The sequence below is a fragment of the Kocuria sp. CPCC 205261 genome, assembly GCF_040981025.1.
Lineage (GTDB): Bacteria > Actinomycetota > Actinomycetes > Actinomycetales > Micrococcaceae > Kocuria > Kocuria marina.
Map to the genome: position 1 here is coordinate 285,347 of NZ_JAVKPU010000001.1, position 16,458 is coordinate 301,804.

The 16,458-nt window shown below is 65.6% G+C and carries 23 protein-coding genes; all 23 read right to left on the minus strand.

Translation table 11 applies throughout. The annotated features are described in order from the left end of the window. Positions 1-43 precede the first annotated feature (43 nt). Positions 44-613 carry a 50S ribosomal protein L5 gene (gene rplE / locus RF646_RS01320; protein WP_085106411.1) on the minus strand — a complete coding sequence of 190 codons (570 nt, stop codon included), beginning with the start codon at positions 611-613 and terminating at the stop codon, positions 44-46. Beyond that, a complete protein-coding gene (gene rplX, locus RF646_RS01325) occupies positions 613-951 on the minus strand; it encodes a 50S ribosomal protein L24 (protein ID WP_035959685.1) in 339 nt (112 codons plus the stop codon). Before rplX ends, rplE begins: the two co-directional genes overlap by 1 nt. A gap of 1 nt (position 952) precedes the next feature. Beyond that, positions 953-1,321, minus strand: coding sequence for a 50S ribosomal protein L14 (gene rplN, locus RF646_RS01330; RefSeq protein ID WP_035959693.1), 369 nt, complete (start codon positions 1,319-1,321; stop codon positions 953-955). Between the two features lie 553 nt (positions 1,322-1,874). Continuing rightward, complete coding sequence (gene rpsQ, locus RF646_RS01335) at positions 1,875-2,162, minus strand: 30S ribosomal protein S17 (RefSeq protein WP_035959699.1); 288 nt, start codon at positions 2,160-2,162, stop codon at positions 1,875-1,877. Continuing rightward, positions 2,159-2,455: a 50S ribosomal protein L29 gene (gene rpmC / locus RF646_RS01340; protein ID WP_085106410.1), complete on the minus strand. Its 297-nt coding sequence runs from the start codon at positions 2,453-2,455 to the stop codon at positions 2,159-2,161. The genes rpsQ and rpmC overlap by 4 nt, the downstream gene beginning before the upstream one ends. A 3-nt stretch (positions 2,456-2,458) precedes the next feature. Continuing rightward, positions 2,459-2,875, minus strand: coding sequence for a 50S ribosomal protein L16 (gene rplP / locus RF646_RS01345; protein ID WP_085106409.1), 417 nt, complete (start codon positions 2,873-2,875; stop codon positions 2,459-2,461). Continuing rightward, positions 2,875-3,708 (minus strand): 30S ribosomal protein S3, encoded by an 834-nt coding sequence (gene rpsC / locus RF646_RS01350; RefSeq protein ID WP_085106408.1) that lies wholly within the window; start codon positions 3,706-3,708, stop codon positions 2,875-2,877. Before rpsC ends, rplP begins: the two co-directional genes overlap by 1 nt. After that, positions 3,709-4,074, minus strand: coding sequence for a 50S ribosomal protein L22 (gene rplV / locus RF646_RS01355; protein ID WP_368835007.1), 366 nt, complete (start codon positions 4,072-4,074; stop codon positions 3,709-3,711). 53 nt (positions 4,075-4,127) lie between these two features. Next, positions 4,128-4,409, minus strand: a complete 282-nt coding sequence (gene rpsS / locus RF646_RS01360; RefSeq protein ID WP_035959716.1) for a 30S ribosomal protein S19 — start codon at positions 4,407-4,409, stop codon at positions 4,128-4,130. 12 nt (positions 4,410-4,421) lie between these two features. Next, positions 4,422-5,261 (minus strand): 50S ribosomal protein L2, encoded by an 840-nt coding sequence (gene rplB, locus RF646_RS01365; RefSeq protein ID WP_035959718.1) that lies wholly within the window; start codon positions 5,259-5,261, stop codon positions 4,422-4,424. A gap of 31 nt (positions 5,262-5,292) precedes the next feature. Next, on the minus strand, positions 5,293-5,598 hold the full coding sequence (rplW, locus tag RF646_RS01370; protein WP_035959727.1) for a 50S ribosomal protein L23: 306 nt from the start codon (positions 5,596-5,598) through the stop codon (positions 5,293-5,295). Then, on the minus strand, positions 5,595-6,218 hold the full coding sequence (gene rplD, locus RF646_RS01375) for a 50S ribosomal protein L4 (protein WP_368835008.1): 624 nt from the start codon (positions 6,216-6,218) through the stop codon (positions 5,595-5,597). The genes rplW and rplD overlap by 4 nt, the downstream gene beginning before the upstream one ends. A 5-nt stretch (positions 6,219-6,223) precedes the next feature. Continuing rightward, positions 6,224-6,880 carry a 50S ribosomal protein L3 gene (gene rplC / locus RF646_RS01380; RefSeq protein ID WP_035959743.1) on the minus strand — a complete coding sequence of 219 codons (657 nt, stop codon included), beginning with the start codon at positions 6,878-6,880 and terminating at the stop codon, positions 6,224-6,226. Between the two features lie 16 nt (positions 6,881-6,896). After that, a complete protein-coding gene (gene rpsJ, locus RF646_RS01385) occupies positions 6,897-7,205 on the minus strand; it encodes a 30S ribosomal protein S10 (RefSeq protein ID WP_003803825.1) in 309 nt (102 codons plus the stop codon). Between the two features lie 514 nt (positions 7,206-7,719). After that, a complete protein-coding gene (tuf, locus tag RF646_RS01390; protein WP_064845211.1) occupies positions 7,720-8,910 on the minus strand; it encodes an elongation factor Tu in 1,191 nt (396 codons plus the stop codon). A gap of 160 nt (positions 8,911-9,070) precedes the next feature. Then, positions 9,071-11,185 carry an elongation factor G gene (gene fusA / locus RF646_RS01395; RefSeq protein WP_270256455.1) on the minus strand — a complete coding sequence of 705 codons (2,115 nt, stop codon included), beginning with the start codon at positions 11,183-11,185 and terminating at the stop codon, positions 9,071-9,073. A 79-nt stretch (positions 11,186-11,264) separates the two neighbouring features. Continuing rightward, positions 11,265-11,735 (minus strand): 30S ribosomal protein S7, encoded by a 471-nt coding sequence (rpsG, locus tag RF646_RS01400; protein WP_064845213.1) that lies wholly within the window; start codon positions 11,733-11,735, stop codon positions 11,265-11,267. Next, positions 11,735-12,109 (minus strand): 30S ribosomal protein S12, encoded by a 375-nt coding sequence (rpsL, locus tag RF646_RS01405; protein WP_012397684.1) that lies wholly within the window; start codon positions 12,107-12,109, stop codon positions 11,735-11,737. Before rpsL ends, rpsG begins: the two co-directional genes overlap by 1 nt. A gap of 230 nt (positions 12,110-12,339) precedes the next feature. Then, positions 12,340-13,158 carry an IclR family transcriptional regulator C-terminal domain-containing protein gene (locus tag RF646_RS01410; RefSeq protein WP_270258612.1) on the minus strand — a complete coding sequence of 273 codons (819 nt, stop codon included), beginning with the start codon at positions 13,156-13,158 and terminating at the stop codon, positions 12,340-12,342. A gap of 107 nt (positions 13,159-13,265) precedes the next feature. Beyond that, a complete protein-coding gene (locus RF646_RS01415; RefSeq protein WP_085106405.1) occupies positions 13,266-13,925 on the minus strand; it encodes a 3-oxoacid CoA-transferase subunit B in 660 nt (219 codons plus the stop codon). Then, the gene (locus tag RF646_RS01420) at positions 13,922-14,620 is read right to left on the minus strand and encodes a 3-oxoacid CoA-transferase subunit A (RefSeq protein WP_368835009.1); all 699 of its coding nucleotides are present in this window, start codon (positions 14,618-14,620) and stop codon (positions 13,922-13,924) included. Before RF646_RS01420 ends, RF646_RS01415 begins: the two co-directional genes overlap by 4 nt. A 32-nt stretch (positions 14,621-14,652) precedes the next feature. After that, the gene (locus RF646_RS01425; RefSeq protein ID WP_368835010.1) at positions 14,653-15,864 is read right to left on the minus strand and encodes an acetyl-CoA C-acyltransferase; all 1,212 of its coding nucleotides are present in this window, start codon (positions 15,862-15,864) and stop codon (positions 14,653-14,655) included. A 141-nt stretch (positions 15,865-16,005) separates the two neighbouring features. Then, a complete protein-coding gene (locus RF646_RS01430) occupies positions 16,006-16,404 on the minus strand; it encodes a carboxymuconolactone decarboxylase family protein (RefSeq protein WP_064845218.1) in 399 nt (132 codons plus the stop codon). Positions 16,405-16,458: the final 54 nt, after the last annotated feature.

The following is a 16,458-nucleotide window of genomic DNA, read 5'->3' on the forward strand; positions in this document are numbered from 1 at the left end:
CCTGCCGGTTGCAGCCCGCAGGGACCTTCTGACGTCGATGGAATCAGTTGGTCTTGAACGGGAAACCGAGCGCCTTGAGCAGCGCGCGACCCTCGTCGTCGGTCGTGGCGGAGGTGACCACGGTGATGTCCATACCGCGCACGCGATCGATCTTGTCCTGATCGATCTCGTGGAACATGGACTGTTCCGTCAGACCGAAGGTGTAGTTGCCGTTGCCGTCGAAGTGACGGTCGGACAGACCACGGAAGTCACGGATACGCGGCAACGCGAGCGTGACGAGACGGTCCAGGAATTCCCACATCCGCTCGCCACGCATGGTGACGTGCGCGCCGATGGGCATTCCCTCACGCAGCTTGAACTGCGCGATGGACTTCTTGGCCCGGTTGACCACGGGCTTCTGACCGGTGATGGCGGTGAGGTCCTTGATGGCGTTGTCCACCAGCTTGGAGTCCTTGGCCGCCTCGCCCAGACCCATGTTGACCACGACCTTGACGACGCGCGGCATCTGCATGACGTTCGCGTAGCCGAACTGCTCCTGCAGGGCCGGGACGACGGTCTCCTGGTACTTGGTCTTGAACCGGGGGGTGAACTTGGTTTCGGTGGTTTCGCTCATCACAGATCCTTGCCGGTGCTCTTGGACACGCGAACGCGGACGGTCTTCTGCTTGCCGTTGCGCTCCACGGTCTCGGTGCGGTAGCCCACACGGGTCGGCTTGCCGGTCTCCGGGTCCACGAGCATCACGTTGGAGATGTGGATCGGAGCCTCGGACTTGACGAGGCCGCCGGCTTCGCCCTGGGCGTTGGCGCGCTTGTGCTTGGTCACGACGTTGACGCCCTCGACCACCACGCGGGAGGTCTCGGTGATCACGCGCAGGACCTTGCCCTGCTCGCCCTTGTTCTTACCGGTGATGACCTGAACCAGGTCGCCGGTCTTGATCTTGAATTTCGCCATGTCAGAGCACCTCCGGGGCCAGCGAGACGATCTTCATGAACTTCTTGTCGCGCAGCTCGCGGCCCACGGGGCCGAAGATGCGCGTGCCGCGGGGGTCCCCGTCGTTCTTCAAGATCACTGCGGCGTTCTCGTCGAAACGGATGTAGGAACCGTCGGGACGGCGCCTCTGCTTCTTGGTACGGACCACAACCGCCTTGACGACGTCACCCTTCTTGACGTTGCCGCCGGGGATGGCGTCCTTGACGGTGGCGACGATGATGTCGCCAATGCCTGCGTAACGGCGTCCGGATCCACCGAGCACACGGATGGTGAGAATTTCCTTCGCACCCGTGTTGTCGGCGACCCTCAGCCGCGATTCCTGCTGAATCACTGATTTACTCCTGTCGTCGCGCTGGTTCTCATCCGATGGTGCTGAATGCCGAGCCTTGCGGAACGGTGGTCGTGTGAACGCTCCACGCCACGGTGTTCCCCGTGACCGTAGGAGGGGTCCGGGGCGTGCGCGGAGTTCGTACGCGATGATCGCTCACACATGGATGGCGAACGGGTTCGCCGTGCTGCCCTGCTCGGATTCGTGGCTGAATGCAGAATCAACGAGCAAGTTGTCGCAGCAACCGCGGCGTGCAATGCGCGGAGCCGCCCACGGACGCACCGTGGGGCTTGCCGCCGTCCCGGTACGGTGCGCACAGCGCACGTGGGGCGGACGTGGATTCTGACTCAGCAGGGTCGAAGTCAGAGTGGGCACACGTGTGTCGACACGCGTACCGGCCTACTCTACCGCGCCCCGGCGGGGAACGCCAATCGATGGACAGGCCGGCGGCCGGGGCGCGGGTGGACGCGGGAACGGCGCCGGGCAGCGCCGTCGTGCACGCGCAAGGGCCCCCGACCGCAACCGGTCGGGGGCCCTTGACGCTGTCGAGGAGGACTTACTTGGCCTTCTCGATGATCTCCACGATCCGCCAGTTCTTGGTGGCGGACAGCGGACGGGTCTCGGCGATGCGCACGAGGTCCCCGACGCCGCAGGTGTTCTGCTCGTCGTGGGCCTTCACACGCTTGGACTTGCGCAGCACCTTGCCGTACAGGGCGTGCTTGACGCGGTCCTCGACCTGGACGACCACGGTCTTGTCCATCTTGTCGGAGACCACGTAGCCCTGGCGGGTCTTGCGGTCACCGCGCTCGGCCGCGGCCGATTCGTTGTTAACCTGCTCGCTCACTTGGCATCATCCTCAGACTTGGCAGCCTTCTTCGAGGCCTTCTTCTCGGTCTTCTCAGCAGCCGGCGCCACGTCCTCGCGGATCCCGAGCTCGCGCTCACGCAGCACGGTGTAGATCCGGGCGATGTCGCGCTTGACGGACTTGAGACGGCCGTTGCTCTCGAGCTGACCGGTCGCGGCCTGGAAGCGCAGGTTGAACAGCTCTTCCTTGGACGTGCGCAGCTGGTCGGTGAGGGCACCGGTGTCGAGAGCCGCGAGGTTCTCCATGTTCAGATCCTTGGATCCAATAGCCATTGATCATTCACCGCCTTCGCGACGCACGATGCGTGCCTTCATCGGGAGCTTGTGGATTGCCAGGCGCAGGGCCTCACGGGCCACTTCCTCGCTCACGCCCGAGATCTCGAACATGACGCGTCCGGGCTTGACGTTGGCGATCCACCACTCGGGGGAACCCTTACCGGAACCCATGCGGGTCTCGGCGGGCTTCTTGGTCAGGGGACGGTCCGGGTAGATGTTGATCCAGACCTTGCCGCCACGCTTGATGTGACGGGTCATGGCAATACGCGCGGCCTCGATCTGACGGTTCGTGACGTACGCCGGGCTCATCGCCTGGATGCCCCACTCGCCGAACGTGACCTGGGTTCCGCCCTTGGCCTGACCCCGACGACGCGGGTGGTGCTGCTTACGGAACTTCACACGACGTGGGATGAGCATTACTTACCACCCTCTGCGTTGGTCGCCTCCGCAGCGGTGTTCTGCTGCGGGGCTGCGGCGGAGTCGCGCTCACGGCGCCCGCCACGGTCGTTACGGTCATTCGGGCGACGACGACGCTCGCCCCCGCCGCCACCGCGACGGTCGTTGCGACCCCGCGAGGAGGGAGCAGCGGCCTGCTGGGCAGCGAGTTCCTTGTCGGTCAGGTCGCCCTTGTAGATCCAGACCTTCACGCCGATGCGGCCGAAGGTGGTCTTGGCCTCGAAGAAGCCGTAGTCGATGTTCGCGCGCAGGGTGTGCAGGGGCACACGGCCTTCGCGGTAGAACTCCGAACGGGACATCTCCGCACCACCGAGGCGGCCGGCGCACTGGATCCGGATGCCCTTGGCACCGGCGCGCTGCGCGGACTGGATGGCCTTCTTCATGGCGCGACGGAACGCGACACGGGAGGCCAGCTGCTCGGCGACACCCTGAGCGACGAGCTGGGCATCGGTCTCCGGGTTCTTGACCTCGAGGATGTTGAGCTGGATCTGCTTGCCGGTGAGCTTCTCGAGCTCACCGCGGATCCGGTCCGCCTCGGCGCCGCGGCGGCCGATCACGATGCCCGGGCGCGCCGTGTGGATGTCCACGCGGACGCGGTCACGGGTGCGCTCGATCTCGACCTTGGCGATGCCGGCGCGCTCCATGCCCGTGGACATGAGCTCGCGGATCTTCACGTCCTCGCGGATGTAGTCCTTGTAGCGCTGACCCGGCTGGTTCGAGTCCGCGTACCAGTGCGAGACGTGGTCGGTGGTGATACCCAGACGGAATCCGTTGGGGTTGATTTTCTGTCCCACTTAGCGGACCTCCTCCTTCTCCGGGGTCGCCACGACCACGGTCACGTGGCTCGTGCGCTTGTTGATGCGGAACGCACGGCCCTGGGCACGCGGCTGGAACCGCTTCATGGTGGGTCCCTCGTCCACGAAGGCCGCGGAGACCACGAGGTCTTCCGGCTTGAACGCGAGACCCTCGCGGTCGGCCTTCTGCCGGGCGTTGGCCACGGCGGATTCGAGAACCTTGAACACCGGCTGTGAAGCTGCCTGCGGGGCAAACTTCAGAATCGCCAACGCCTCATTCGCCTGCTGGCCACGAATCAGGTTGACGACGCGCCGGGCCTTCATAGGCGTCACGCGGATGTAGCGCGCAGATGCCTTGGCTTCCATTGCTTTCCTTCTCTCGTCTTGTCGAAGAAGTGCAACGTGCTCACCCCGAGGGGTCAGCGACGCTTGCCCTTCTTGTCGTCCTTCACATGGCCGCGGAACGTGCGGGTGGGGGCGAATTCGCCGAGCTTGTGCCCGACCATCGACTCAGTGATGAACACCGGGACATGCTTGCGTCCATCGTGCACGGCAATCGTGTGTCCGAGCATGTCGGGCACGATCATCGAGCGGCGGGACCACGTCTTGATGACGTTCTTGGTGCCCTTCTCGTTCTCCTTGGCGACCTTCACGAAGAGGTGCTGATCAACGAAAGGGCCCTTCTTGAGGCTGCGTGGCATTAGTCAGGCTCCTTAGCGCTTGTTCTTGCCGGTACGACGACGACGCACGATGAGCTTGTCGCTTTCCTTGTTGGGGCGACGGGTGCGTCCCTCGGGCTTACCGTTGGGGTTGACCGGGTGACGACCACCGGAGGTCTTGCCCTCGCCACCACCGTGCGGGTGGTCCACGGGGTTCATGACCACACCGCGGACGGTCGGGCGGATGCCCTTCCAGCGGTTACGTCCGGCCTTGCCCCAGTTGATGTTGGACTGCTCGGCGTTGCCGACCTCGCCCACGGTCGCGCGGCAGCGCACGTCCACGTTGCGGATTTCACCGGAGGGCAGGCGCAGCTGACCGTACTTGCCCTCACGGGCGACCAGCTGCACGGATGCGCCGGCCGAACGGGCGAGCTTGGCTCCCCCACCCGGACGCAGCTCCACCGCGTGCAGCACGGTACCCACGGGGATGTTGCGCAGCGGCAGGTTGTTGCCCGGCTTGATGTCGGCGTTGGGGCCAGACTCCACGACGTCGCCCTGACGCAGGCGGTTCGGCGCGATGATGTAGCGCTTGGTGCCGTCCACGTAGTGCAGCAGCGCGATCCGAGCCGTACGGTTCGGGTCGTACTCGATGTGGGCGACCTTTGCGTCCACGCCGTCCTTGTCGTGACGACGGAAGTCAATCACGCGGTACTGGCGCTTGTGCCCGCCACCCTTGTGACGGGTGGTGATGCGGCCGGTGTTGTTACGACCGCCCTTCTTGGGCAGCGGACGCACCAGGGACTTCTCGGGCGTGGTGCGCGTGATTTCTACGAAGTCCGCAACCGACGAGCCACGACGGCCCGGGGTTGTCGGCTTGTGCTTACGGATAGCCATGTTTTGAGTTCCTCGTTAAAGTGGTCTCCGCTCAAGAGAGCGGACCGCCGAAGATGTCGATGGAGCCTTCCCGGAGGGACACGATGGCACGCTTGGTGGCCTTACGCTGTCCCCAGCCGAAGCGCGTGCGCTTACGCTTACCGGGACGGTTGAGGGTGTTCACGGACGCGACCTTGACACCGAAGATGTGCTCGATCGCGTACTTGATCTCGGTCTTGTTGGCGGAGGGGGCCACCTGGAAGGTGTACTTGCCCTCGTCGATCAGACCGTAGGACTTCTCGGAGACCACGGGACGGATGATGACGTCGCGCGGGTCCTTGTTGTAGATAACGCTCACTTGGCGTCCTCCTGCTTGCTACCGGACGCGGCTGCGACGAACGAGTCGTAAGCGGCCTTGGTGAAGACCACGTCGTCCGAGACGAGCACGTCGTACGTGTTGAGCTGATCGGCGTACACGGCGTGCACGTTGACCAGGTTGCGCACGGACAGCGCGGCGTTGTCCTCGCCACGGTTCAGCACCACGAGCAGGTTCTTGCGCTCGGTGAGCGAACGCAGCGCCTCCTTGGCGGCCTTCGTGGACGGCTGCTCGCCGCTCACCAGGTCCGCGACCACGTGGATGCGGCCGTTACGGGCCCTGTCCGAGAGGGCACCGCGCAGGGCGGCAACCTTCATCTTCTTGGGCGTGCGCTGGGAGTAGTCACGCGGCGTGGGGCCGTGCACCACGCCACCGCCGGTCATGTGCGGGGCACGGATGGAGCCCTGACGAGCCCGGCCGGTGCCCTTCTGCTTGAACGGCTTGCGACCGGCGCCGGAGACCTCCGCGCGGGTCTTGGTCTTGTGCGTGCCCTGACGGGCGGCGGCCAGCTGTGCGACGACGACCTGGTGCAGCAGCGCCACGTTGGTCTGGGCGTCGAAGATCTCAGCGGGCAGCTCGACGTTGACGGTTTCAGTTGCCATGAGTATCAGGCTCCCTTCACGGTGGAACGGACGAGGACGACCGATCCCTTGGGGCCCGGCAGGGCGCCCTTGATGAGCAGCAGGGAGTTCTCGGCGTCGACAGCGTGCACGGTCAGGTTCATGGTCGTGTGACGGGCGTTGCCCATCCGGCCGGCCATGCGCATGCCCTTGAACACGCGAGCGGGGTACGATGCGCCGCCGATGGAACCCGGCTTGCGGTGGTTCTTGTGTGCACCGTGGGAGGCGCCCACACCGGCGAAGCCGTGGCGCTTCATGACACCCGCGGTGCCCTTGCCCTTGGTGGTGCCGACGACGTCGACCTTGGCACCGGCCTCGAAGAGCTCGACGGACAGTTCCTGTCCCAGCTCGTACTCAGCGGCGTCGGAAGTACGAAGTTCGACGACATGACGACGGGGCGTCACGCCTGCAGCGGCGAAGTGGCCGGCCAGTGGCTTGGTCACCTTGCGGGGATCGATCGCACCGAAGCCGATCTGCACGGCGTTGTAGCCGTCCTTGTCCTCGTTGCGCAGCTGCGTCACGACGTTGGAGTCGGCCTTGACCACGGTCACCGGCACGAACTTCCCGTTCTCGTCCCAGACCTGGGTCATGCCGAGCTTCGTGCCCAGCAGGCCCTTCACCTGGCGTTCGAAAGTGGTAGTCATTGGGGTGCGATCCTTTTTACAGCTTGATTTCGATGTTCACGTCAGCGGGCAGGTCGAGACGCATGAGCGAGTCGACGGCCTTGGGCGTGGGGTCGATGATGTCGATCAGCCGCTTGTGGGTGCGCATCTCGAAATGCTCACGGCTGTCCTTGTACTTGTGCGGCGAGCGGATCACGCAGTACACATTCTTCTCGGTGGGCAGCGGGACGGGTCCCACCACCGTGGCGCCTGCGCGCGTCACCGTCTCAACGATCTTCCGGGCCGAGACGTCGATGACCTCGTGGTCATAGGACTTCAGCCGGATGCGGATTTTTTGTCCCGCCATGGCGTCGTGACTCTCTTTCTTCAAGTACTTCCCTGTATGGAGTCCGCGGACTCCTTGTGCTCGGCGATCGTGCTCGCCACCCCGCACAGACTGAATCCGGAAACTTCCGGGTTCCTCACCCTGTCGGGGCCCCGGCACCCGAACTCGGGCGTGTCGCGCGAGGAGCGCGCCGCCCGGTCCACACAATGATGCGGTGCCGGTTGAAAAATGGTTGTCCGCGGTGATATCCGCGTGGAAGTTCGCTGCATTGCGTTTGCTTCGGTTGCGCGACTGCTCCGCACCCGGTTCTCGCAATGGACTCCACGCGCTCGACCGGCGCACGGAATCCCGCGTCGCTGAGCGAACAACAGCGACCATTCTGCCAGAGATCCGGGGGAGCGCGCAAACCGGCCACGCCCCTACTCCCCCGGGCCGGCGGGCACGCCGCCGCCCGGACATGCGAGAACCCCGCGGTCCTGAACGGACCACGGGGTTCTCGAAGGTTCGACTCAGCGCCTCACCGGATCAACGGGTCTTACTTGTTGATCTTGGTCACACGACCGGAGCCCACGGTGCGGCCACCCTCACGGATGGCGAAGCCGAGGCCTTCCTCCATGGCGATCGGCTGGATCAGCTCGACCGTCATCTCGGTGTTGTCACCGGGCATGACCATCTCGGTGCCCTCGGGCAGGGTGATCACGCCGGTGACGTCCGTGGTGCGGAAGTAGAACTGCGGGCGGTAGTTCGAGTAGAACGGGTTGTGACGCCCGCCCTCTTCCTTGGACAGGATGTAGACGTTGGCCTCGAAGTCGGTGTGCGGGGTGATGGAACCCGGCTTGCACACGACCTGGCCACGCTCGACGTCGTCGCGCTTGAGACCGCGCAGCAGCAGACCGCAGTTCTCGCCGGCCATGGCCTCGTCCATCTGCTTGTGGAACATCTCGATACCGGTCACCGTGGTCTTCTGCACGGGGCGGATGCCCACGATCTCGACCTCGGAGTTGATCGGCAGGGTACCGCGCTCGGCGCGGCCGGTCACCACGGTGCCGCGACCGGTGATCGTGAAGACGTCCTCGATGGGCATCAGGAAGGGCTTGTCGGTGTCACGCACGGGGTCCGGGACGTTCTCGTCCACGGCCTCCATGAGGTCCTCGACGGACTTGACCCACTCGGCGTCGCCCTCGAGGGCCTTCAGGGCGGAGACGCGCACCACGGGGGCGTTGTCGCCGTCGAAGCCCTGGTCGGACAGCAGCTCGCGGACCTCCATCTCGACGAGGTCGAGCAGCTCTTCGTCGTCGACCATGTCGGACTTGTTCAGCGCCACCAGCAGGTAGGGCACGCCCACCTGGCGGGCGAGCAGGACGTGCTCGCGGGTCTGGGCCATGGGGCCGTCGGTCGCGGCGACCACGAGGATCGCGCCGTCCATCTGAGCAGCACCGGTGATCATGTTCTTCACGTAGTCGGCGTGACCGGGGGCGTCCACGTGGGCGTAGTGACGCTTGTCGGTCTGGTACTCGATGTGAGAGATGTTGATCGTGATGCCGCGCTGCTTCTCCTCCGGGGCGGAGTCGATCGCACCGAAGTCACGCTGCTCGTTGACGTCCGGGTACTTGTCGGCCAGTACCTTGGAGATCGCAGCGGTGAGCGTGGTCTTGCCGTGGTCAACGTGGCCGATGGTGCCAATGTTGAGGTGCGGCTTGGTGCGCTCGAACTTGGCCTTCGCCATGATGTGTTCCTCCTAGAACATTGAGGTGAGACTTGCTCGACTGCTCCGGACCACGGAGCGTGGGACCACAGCGCTTCAGACGCTGCGCGTGTCGAAACCTGTGCAAGTCTACTTCTGGATTACGAATTTACTGAAATCACGGGGCGTGGGCCCCGCCGGCTCACTCGCCGCGGTTCTTCTGGATGATCTCCTCAGCCACAGCCTTGGGGACCTCCGAGTAGCTGTCGAACTCCATCGAGTACACCGCGCGACCCTGGGTCTTGGACCGCAGGTCACCGATGTAGCCGAACATCTCCGACAAGGGCACCAGGGCCTTCACGAGCTTGACACCCGCGACGTCCTCCATGGACTGGATCTGGCCACGGCGGGAGTTCAGGTCACCGATGACGTCACCCATGTACTCTTCCGGGGTACGCACCTCCACGGCCATGAGCGGCTCGAGAAGGACCGGGTTGGCACGCCGGGCACCTTCTTTGAACACCATCGAGCCGGCGATCTTGAACGCCATTTCCGAGGAGTCCACGTCGTGGTAGGCACCGTCGATCAGGGTGGCCTTGACGCCCACCACCGGGTAGCCCGCGAGGATGCCCAACTGCATGGCGTCCTGGATACCGTGGTCCACCGAGGGGATGTACTCGCGCGGCACGCGACCACCGGTCACGGCATTGTCGAACTCGTACAGCTCCTCCGCGTCCAGCGGCAGCGGCTCGAAGGAAACCTGCACCTTGGCGAACTGGCCGGAACCACCGGTCTGCTTCTTGTGGGTGTAGTCGACCTTGTCCACGGCCTTCTTGATGGTCTCGCGGTAGGCCACCTGCGGCTTGCCCACGTTGGCCTCGACCTTGAACTCGCGCTTCATGCGGTCCACCAGGATGTCCAGGTGCAGCTCGCCCATGCCGCCGATCTCGGTCTGGCCGGTCTCGTCGTTGAGGGACACCGTGAAGGTGGGATCCTCCGCGGAGAGCTTCTGGATGGCGGTGGACAGCTTCTCCTGGTCACCCTTGGTCTTGGGCTCGATGGCCACGAAGATCACAGGCTGGGGGAAGCTCATGGACTCCAGCACGATCTGGTTGTTCGGGTCCGAGAGGGTGTCACCGGTGGTGGTGTCCTTCAGACCGATCGCGGCGTAGATGTGACCGGCGGAGATCTCGTCCACCGGGTTTTCCTTGTTGGAGTGCATCTGGAAGAGCTTGCCGATGCGCTCGCGCTTGCCCTTGGTGGAGTTCATGACCTGCTCGCCGGCCTTCGCCTTGCCGGAGTACACGCGGATATACGTGAGCTGGCCGTAGAACGGGTGCGAGGCGACCTTGAACGCCAGCGCCGCGAAGGGGCCGTTGGCGTCCGCGGTGCGGGTCATGACCTCTTCCTCGTCGTTGATGGCGTGGCCCTGCACGTCCTCCACATCGAGCGGGGAGGGCAGGTAGTCCACCACGGCATCGAGCATGGGCTGAACGCCGCGGTTCTTGAACGCCGAGCCACACAGCACGGGGTAGGCCTGGGAGGTGATCGTCAGCTTGCGGATGCCGGCCTTGATCTCGTCCTCGGTGAGCTCCTCGCCGCCGAGGTATTTCTCCATGAGTTCGTCGTCCGCCTCCGCGACGGCCTCGACGAGCTGGTTGCGGTAGTCATCCGCGCGGTCCTTCAGGTCCTCGGGGATCTCGCGCGTCTCGTACTTGGCGCCCAGGGAGACGTCACCCTTGGAGTCACCCTCCCACACGAGAGCCTTCATGGTCACCAGGTCGATGACGCCCACGAAGTCGTTCTCGGCACCGATCGGCAGCTGCAGCACGAGCGGGGTCGCGCCCAGGCGGGACTTGATGGTGTCCACGGTGAAGTAGAAGTCGGCGCCCAGCTTGTCCATCTTGTTGACGAAGCAGATGCGGGGCACTTCGTACTTATCGGCCTGGCGCCACACGGTCTCGGACTGGGGCTCCACGCCCTCCTTGCCGTCGAAGACGGCCACGGCGCCGTCGAGCACGCGCAGGGAGCGCTCGACCTCGACCGTGAAGTCCACGTGACCCGGGGTGTCGATGATGTTGATCTGGTAGTCGTGCCAGTAGCACGAGGTCGCGGCGGACGTGATGGTGATGCCGCGTTCCTGCTCCTGAGCCATCCAGTCCATCGTGGATGCACCGTCGTGCGTTTCGCCGAGCTTGTGGTTGATGCCCGTGTAGAACAGGATTCGTTCGGTGGTCGTGGTCTTACCGGCATCGATGTGAGCCATGATGCCGATATTGCGGACCTTCTTGAGGTCGGTAAGCACGTCGAGTGCCACGATGGTTCCCTTCGTAAAAGGTAGTGCCGGGCCCTGGTGTCGGCCCCGCGCAGGGCGGGGCCGACAGGACTACCGAATTTTACCAGCGGTAGTGGGCGAAGGCCTTGTTGGATTCGGCCATCTTGTGGGTGTCCTCGCGGCGCTTCACAGCGGCACCGAGGCCGTTGGAGGCGTCGAGGATCTCGTTCTGCAGACGCTCGGTCATGGTGTTCTCACGACGCGCCTTGGAGTAGCCCACGAGCCAGCGCAGGGACAGCGCCTGGGCGCGGCCTGCCTTGACCTCGACCGGCACCTGGTAGGTGGCGCCACCAACACGACGGGAGCGGACCTCGAGGGCCGGCTTGACGTTGTCGAGGGCCTTCTTCAGGGTGGCCACGGGATCGGAGTTGGTCTTGTTGCGCACACCCTCGAGGGCACCGTAGACGATGCGCTCGGCGGTGGACTTCTTGCCGTCCTGCAGGACCTTGTTGATCAGCTGCGTGACCACGGGCGAGCCGTAGACGGGATCGACGACGAGGGGGCGCTTGGGAGCGGGACCTTTACGAGGCATTACTTCTTCTCCTTCTTCGCGCCGTAGCGGGAGCGAGCCTGCTGACGGCCCTTGACACCCTGGGTGTCGAGCGCGCCGCGCACGATCTTGTAACGGACACCCGGCAGGTCCTTCACACGACCACCGCGCACGAGCACGATGGAGTGTTCCTGAAGGTTGTGACCCTCACCCGGGATGTAGGCGGTGACTTCCACGCCGCCGTTGAGCTTCACACGGGCCACCTTGCGCAGCGCCGAGTTCGGCTTCTTGGGGGTCGTGGTGAACACGCGGGTGCAGACGCCGCGCTTCATGGGGTTGCCCTTGAGCGCGGGGGCCTTGGTCTTCACGACCTTGGAGTGCCGGCCCTTGCGGACCAGTTGCTGGATAGTTGGCACAGTGCCTCCTGTTGGAACGGGACCGGCGGTGGCCGCCCCCCGTTGATGGCGGAATATTGATCCCGGGCCCGCCGGGACGGATCAGCAGTAGTGACTGCGACGAAACCGTGTCCGAGCATGACGAAAGATGGCATCTAGGTACAAGGTGCGTACCACAGGACGGTGTCCGATTTGCCATCTGAGGATTGCCCGGAATGGAGCAATTCTTCCTCAGCATAGCAGCTCGCGCCTCAGGAGGAAAAATCGCTTTTGCCGGAGGTCACGACGTCTGCCGACAGGGCGGCGGCGCACCGTTGCAGTGCGGGGACCACGCGGCGGTCCGGGTGTTCCACGTCCCCGGATCCGAGGCCCACGCGCATGGACACGTTGATCGCGGCCACCACCGCTCCCGTGCCGTCCGTCACCGGCACGGCCACGGAGCGCAGCCCGAGTTCGAGTTCCTGGTCCACCACGGCGTGGCCGGCACGACGCACGGCGGCGATCTGCGCCCGCAGCTGCGTGTGGTCCGTGAGTGTCAGCGGGGTCAGGCTGCGTGGTTGCGCCCGCTCGAGCAGTTCCGCGAGCTCCTCGGGGGGCAGTGCCGCGAGCAGGACCCGGCCCATGGAGGTTGCGTACGCCGGGAACCTCGTGCCGAGCGAGATGCTCACGCTCATGATCCGCTGGGTGGCCACGCGCGCGACGTAGACGATCTCCGCGCCGTCGAGCACGGACATGGATGTGGATTCCCCGAGCTCCTCCGACAACGAGCGCAGGTGGGGCTGGGCCAGTTGCGGCAGCGACAGCGCGGAGAGATAGGAGTAGCCCAGGCTCAGTACCTTGGGCGTGAGTTCGAAGCGCCGCCCGTCCGAGCGCACGTAACCCAGGGACTCGAGCGTGAGCAGGAACCGACGGGCGGTCGCGCGGGTCAGCTGGGTCTGCCGGGCCACCTCGGACAGGCTCATGGCGGGGCGTTCGGCGTCGAACGCCCCGATCACGGCGAGCCCGCGCGCGAGCGACTGCACGAAACCGTCCCCGGGGGCGGAGTCGTTGCTACCGGTCGTGGTGACCACCCTCTCTCCCCCACGACGCCGCGTGGGTCACTGATCGACACGGCGATGGCACCGCGAACGGTCCGCGCGACACCATCGGCACACTACCCGGCAGACTACCGCGCGGGTCACTGGGCGGGGGTCAGCTCCACCTCCACCTGCTGGGCGAGTTCGTCGAAGCCGACACCGAAGGTCTCGCGCACCGTGACCTTGCCGTCCTCGAGGAGGAACACGCCGAGGTCCGTGTAGATCCGGGACACGCAGCCCACGCCCGTGAGCGGCATGGTGCACTCCTTCACGAGCTTCGACTGACCCTTCTTGGTCTTCAGGGTCATCATCACGAAGGTCTGCTTGGCGCCGGTGGCGAGGTCCATGGCACCGCCCACGGCGGGGATCGCGTCCGGCTTACCGGTGTGCCAGTTGGCGAGGTTGCCTTGCTGGTCCACCTGGAACGCACCCAGCACGCAGCAGTCCAGGTGACCGCCGCGCATCATGGCGAACGAGTCTGCGTGGTGGAAGTACGAGCAGCCCTCGGTCTCGACCACGGGGATCTTGCCGGCGTTGATCAGGTCCGGGTCCACCTCGTCCCCGTGGGCCTCCGCACCCATCCCGAGCATCCCGTTCTCGGTGTGCAGGGTGACGTCGTCCTCGGCGCTGAGGTAGTTGGAGACCAGGGTGGGCTGGCCGATGCCCAGGTTCACGTACGCCCCGGCGGGGATGTCCCGCGCCACGACCTCCGCGAGTTCCTCCGGGCTCAACGGGTGATCACTGTTCTGCGGAACGCTCATGCCGCACCTTCCTCTCGCGGGTCCTGCTGCTGGGGCCGGTTGATCTGCACCACGGTGTCCACGTAGATCCCCGGGGTCACCACGACCTCGGGATCGATCTGCCCGCGCTCCACGATGTCGCTGACCTGCACGATGGAGTGCGTGGCCGCCGCAGCCATGATGGGGCCGAAGTTGCGCGCCGTCTTGCGGTACACGAGGTTGCCGGCCTTGTCCGCCCGATACGCCTTGGTCAGGGAGAAGTCCGCGTGGATGGGGTACTCGAGCACCTGGTGCTTGCCGTCCAGCTCGCGCACCTCCTTGCCCTCGGCCAGGGGCGTGCCGTAACCGGTGGGCGTGAAGAACGCCCCGATCCCGGCACCGGCGGCGCGGATCCGCTCGGCGAGATTGCCCTGCGGGACGACCTCGAGCTCGATCTCATCGGCGCGGTACTTCTCATCGAAGTGCCACGAGTCCGACTGGCGCGGGAACGAGCAGATGATCTTCTGCACGCGGCCCAGCTGGATCAGCTTGGCGAGACCCACGTCCCCGTTGCCGGCGTTGTTGTTCACGACCGTGAGGTCCTTGGCGCCGTGTTCGATCAGGGCGTCGATGAGTTCCACGGGCTGACCGGCCACACCGAAGCCGCCGATCATCACGCACGCACCGTCGTGGATGAGCTCCACGGCCGCCGCGGCGCTGTCTGCAATGTTGAGCATGGTGTGCCTTTCTCGAAAAGGTTGGAGGGGTCTCAGCCCTGGGCGTTTTCGTTCTCGAGCACCACCGCGAGGCCCTGCCCCACGCCGATGCACAGGCTGGCCACACCCCAGCGCTGCCCGCTCGCCTGCAACCGGCGGGCCAGGGTCCCCAACACGCGGGTCCCGGAGGCGCCGAGCGGGTGGCCGATCGCGATGGCCCCGCCCCACTGGTTGACGATGCTCTGGTCCACACCCCACTGGCGCAGGCACGCGAGCGACTGCACGGCGAAGGCCTCGTTGAGTTCCACGGCGGCGACGTCGTCCCACGTGATCCCCGCGCGGCGCACGGCGATGTTGGCCGCCTCCACGGGCGCCTCACCGAAGAACTGTGGTTCGTTGGCGGCGGCACCGCGGCCGGCGATACGGGCGATGGGCTCTCGACCGAGCAGCTGCGCACCGCGCTCGCTGCCGAGCCACACGGCGGACGCGCCGTCGTTCATGGGAGAGGAGTTACCGGCGGTGACGGTCGCGTTGTCACCGCTGCGGAACACGGTGCGCAGACCGGCGAGCGTCTCCGGGGTGGAGTCCCCGCGCACGGTTTCGTCCCGGGTGAGCTCCACGCCCTTCTTGGTGTTGGGTGCCACGCTGACCGTGATGTCGTCGTACTTGCCCTCGTCCCACGCCTTGGCCGCGAGCTGGTGGGAGGTGGCCGCGAACGCGTCCTGGTCCTCGCGCGAGATGCCGTGCTTCTCGCGCAACTGCTCGGTGGCCTCACCGAGGGACACCGTCCACTCGCTCGGCATGTCCGGGTTCACGAGGCGCCAGCCCAGGGTCGTGTTGGCGAGCTCGAGGTTCTGCATGGGGTAGGGCCGCTCGGTCTTGGGCAGCACCCACGGCGCGCGGGACATGGACTCGACGCCGCCCACGAGCAGCAAGTCCCCTTCCCCCACCTCGATCTGACGGGAGCCCATCATCGCGGCGTCCAGGGACGAACCGCACAACCGGTTGATCGTGGAGCCGGGAACGGACACGGGCAGACCCGCGAGCAGCGTGGCCATGCGCGCCACGTTGCGGTTCTCCTCACCGGCGCCGTTGGCGTTGCCTAAGTAGACCTCGTCGATCGTGGCGGGGTCCAGCTCGGGTGCGCGCTCCACGAGCGTGCGCACCACGAGGGCCGCGAGGTCGTCGGGACGGTGGCTCGCGAGCGCGCCACCCACCTTCCCGAACGGGGTACGGATGGCGTCGTAGACGTATGCGTGGTTCATGGGGATCCTCACCGTGGTAACTCACCCGGCCGCGGCCGGGGCGGCGCCGGGCTCGGGTGTCCGGTCACCGCGTTGCATGTGTTCAGTCTAGAGCGCAGTGATCGCCATGTGAACACTTGTTCGCATGACGAACAATTCCGGTCAGCCCGAGTACTCCGACAGCGCCTTCTGCGCGTGCTTGAACGCGTTATTGGCGGACGGGACGGAGAGGTAGATCGCGGACTGCAGCAGGATCTCCTTGATCTCGTCCGTGCTCAGCCCGTTGCGCAACGCCGCCTTGACGTGCATCTCGAACTCCTCCCAGTGACCGGCGGCGATCAGCGCGGTCAACACGCACGCGCTGCGCATCCGGCGGTCCAGGCCGGGCCGGGTCCAGATCTCACCCCACGCGTAGCGCGAGATGAAGTCCTGGAAGTCCTCCGTGAACTCGGTCTTGCCGGACTCCGCGCGGTCCACGTGGGCGTCCGAGAGCACCTCCCGGCGCACGGTCATCCCGTCCTGCAGGGCCTGTGCTTCGGTGCGTTGCGAGCGTGGGTTCATGTCTGTTCCTCGTTCCTGGTCTCGTGCTGGTTCGTGTCGTCGTTCCCGAGGTCG

Coding starts and splice junctions, on each gene's coding strand:
- rplE (WP_085106411.1), bottom strand. CDS start 613: ATGAGCGAAACCACCGAAACCAAGTTCACCCCCCGGTTCAAGACCAAG.
- rplX (WP_035959685.1), bottom strand. CDS start 951: ATGGCGAAATTCAAGATCAAGACCGGCGACCTGGTTCAGGTCATCACC.
- rpmC (WP_085106410.1), bottom strand. CDS start 2,455: ATGGCTATTGGATCCAAGGATCTGAACATGGAGAACCTCGCGGCTCTC.
- rplP (WP_085106409.1), bottom strand. CDS start 2,875: ATGCTCATCCCACGTCGTGTGAAGTTCCGTAAGCAGCACCACCCGCGT.
- rplV (WP_368835007.1), bottom strand. CDS start 4,074: ATGGAAGCCAAGGCATCTGCGCGCTACATCCGCGTGACGCCTATGAAG.
- rpsS (WP_035959716.1), bottom strand. CDS start 4,409: ATGCCACGCAGCCTCAAGAAGGGCCCTTTCGTTGATCAGCACCTCTTC.
- rplB (WP_035959718.1), bottom strand. CDS start 5,261: ATGGCTATCCGTAAGCACAAGCCGACAACCCCGGGCCGTCGTGGCTCG.
- rplD (WP_368835008.1), bottom strand. CDS start 6,218: ATGGCAACTGAAACCGTCAACGTCGAGCTGCCCGCTGAGATCTTCGAC.
- rplC (WP_035959743.1), bottom strand. CDS start 6,880: ATGACTACCACTTTCGAACGCCAGGTGAAGGGCCTGCTGGGCACGAAG.
- rpsJ (WP_003803825.1), bottom strand. CDS start 7,205: ATGGCGGGACAAAAAATCCGCATCCGGCTGAAGTCCTATGACCACGAG.
- tuf (WP_064845211.1), bottom strand. CDS start 8,910: ATGGCGAAGGCCAAGTTCGAGCGCACCAAGCCGCACCTCAACATTGGC.
- rpsG (WP_064845213.1), bottom strand. CDS start 11,735: ATGCCTCGTAAAGGTCCCGCTCCCAAGCGCCCCCTCGTCGTCGATCCC.
- RF646_RS01415 (WP_085106405.1), bottom strand. CDS start 13,925: ATGAGCGTTCCGCAGAACAGTGATCACCCGTTGAGCCCGGAGGAACTC.
- RF646_RS01420 (WP_368835009.1), bottom strand. CDS start 14,620: ATGCTCAACATTGCAGACAGCGCCGCGGCGGCCGTGGAGCTCATCCAC.
- RF646_RS01425 (WP_368835010.1), bottom strand. CDS start 15,864: ATGAACCACGCATACGTCTACGACGCCATCCGTACCCCGTTCGGGAAG.
- RF646_RS01430 (WP_064845218.1), bottom strand. CDS start 16,404: ATGAACCCACGCTCGCAACGCACCGAAGCACAGGCCCTGCAGGACGGG.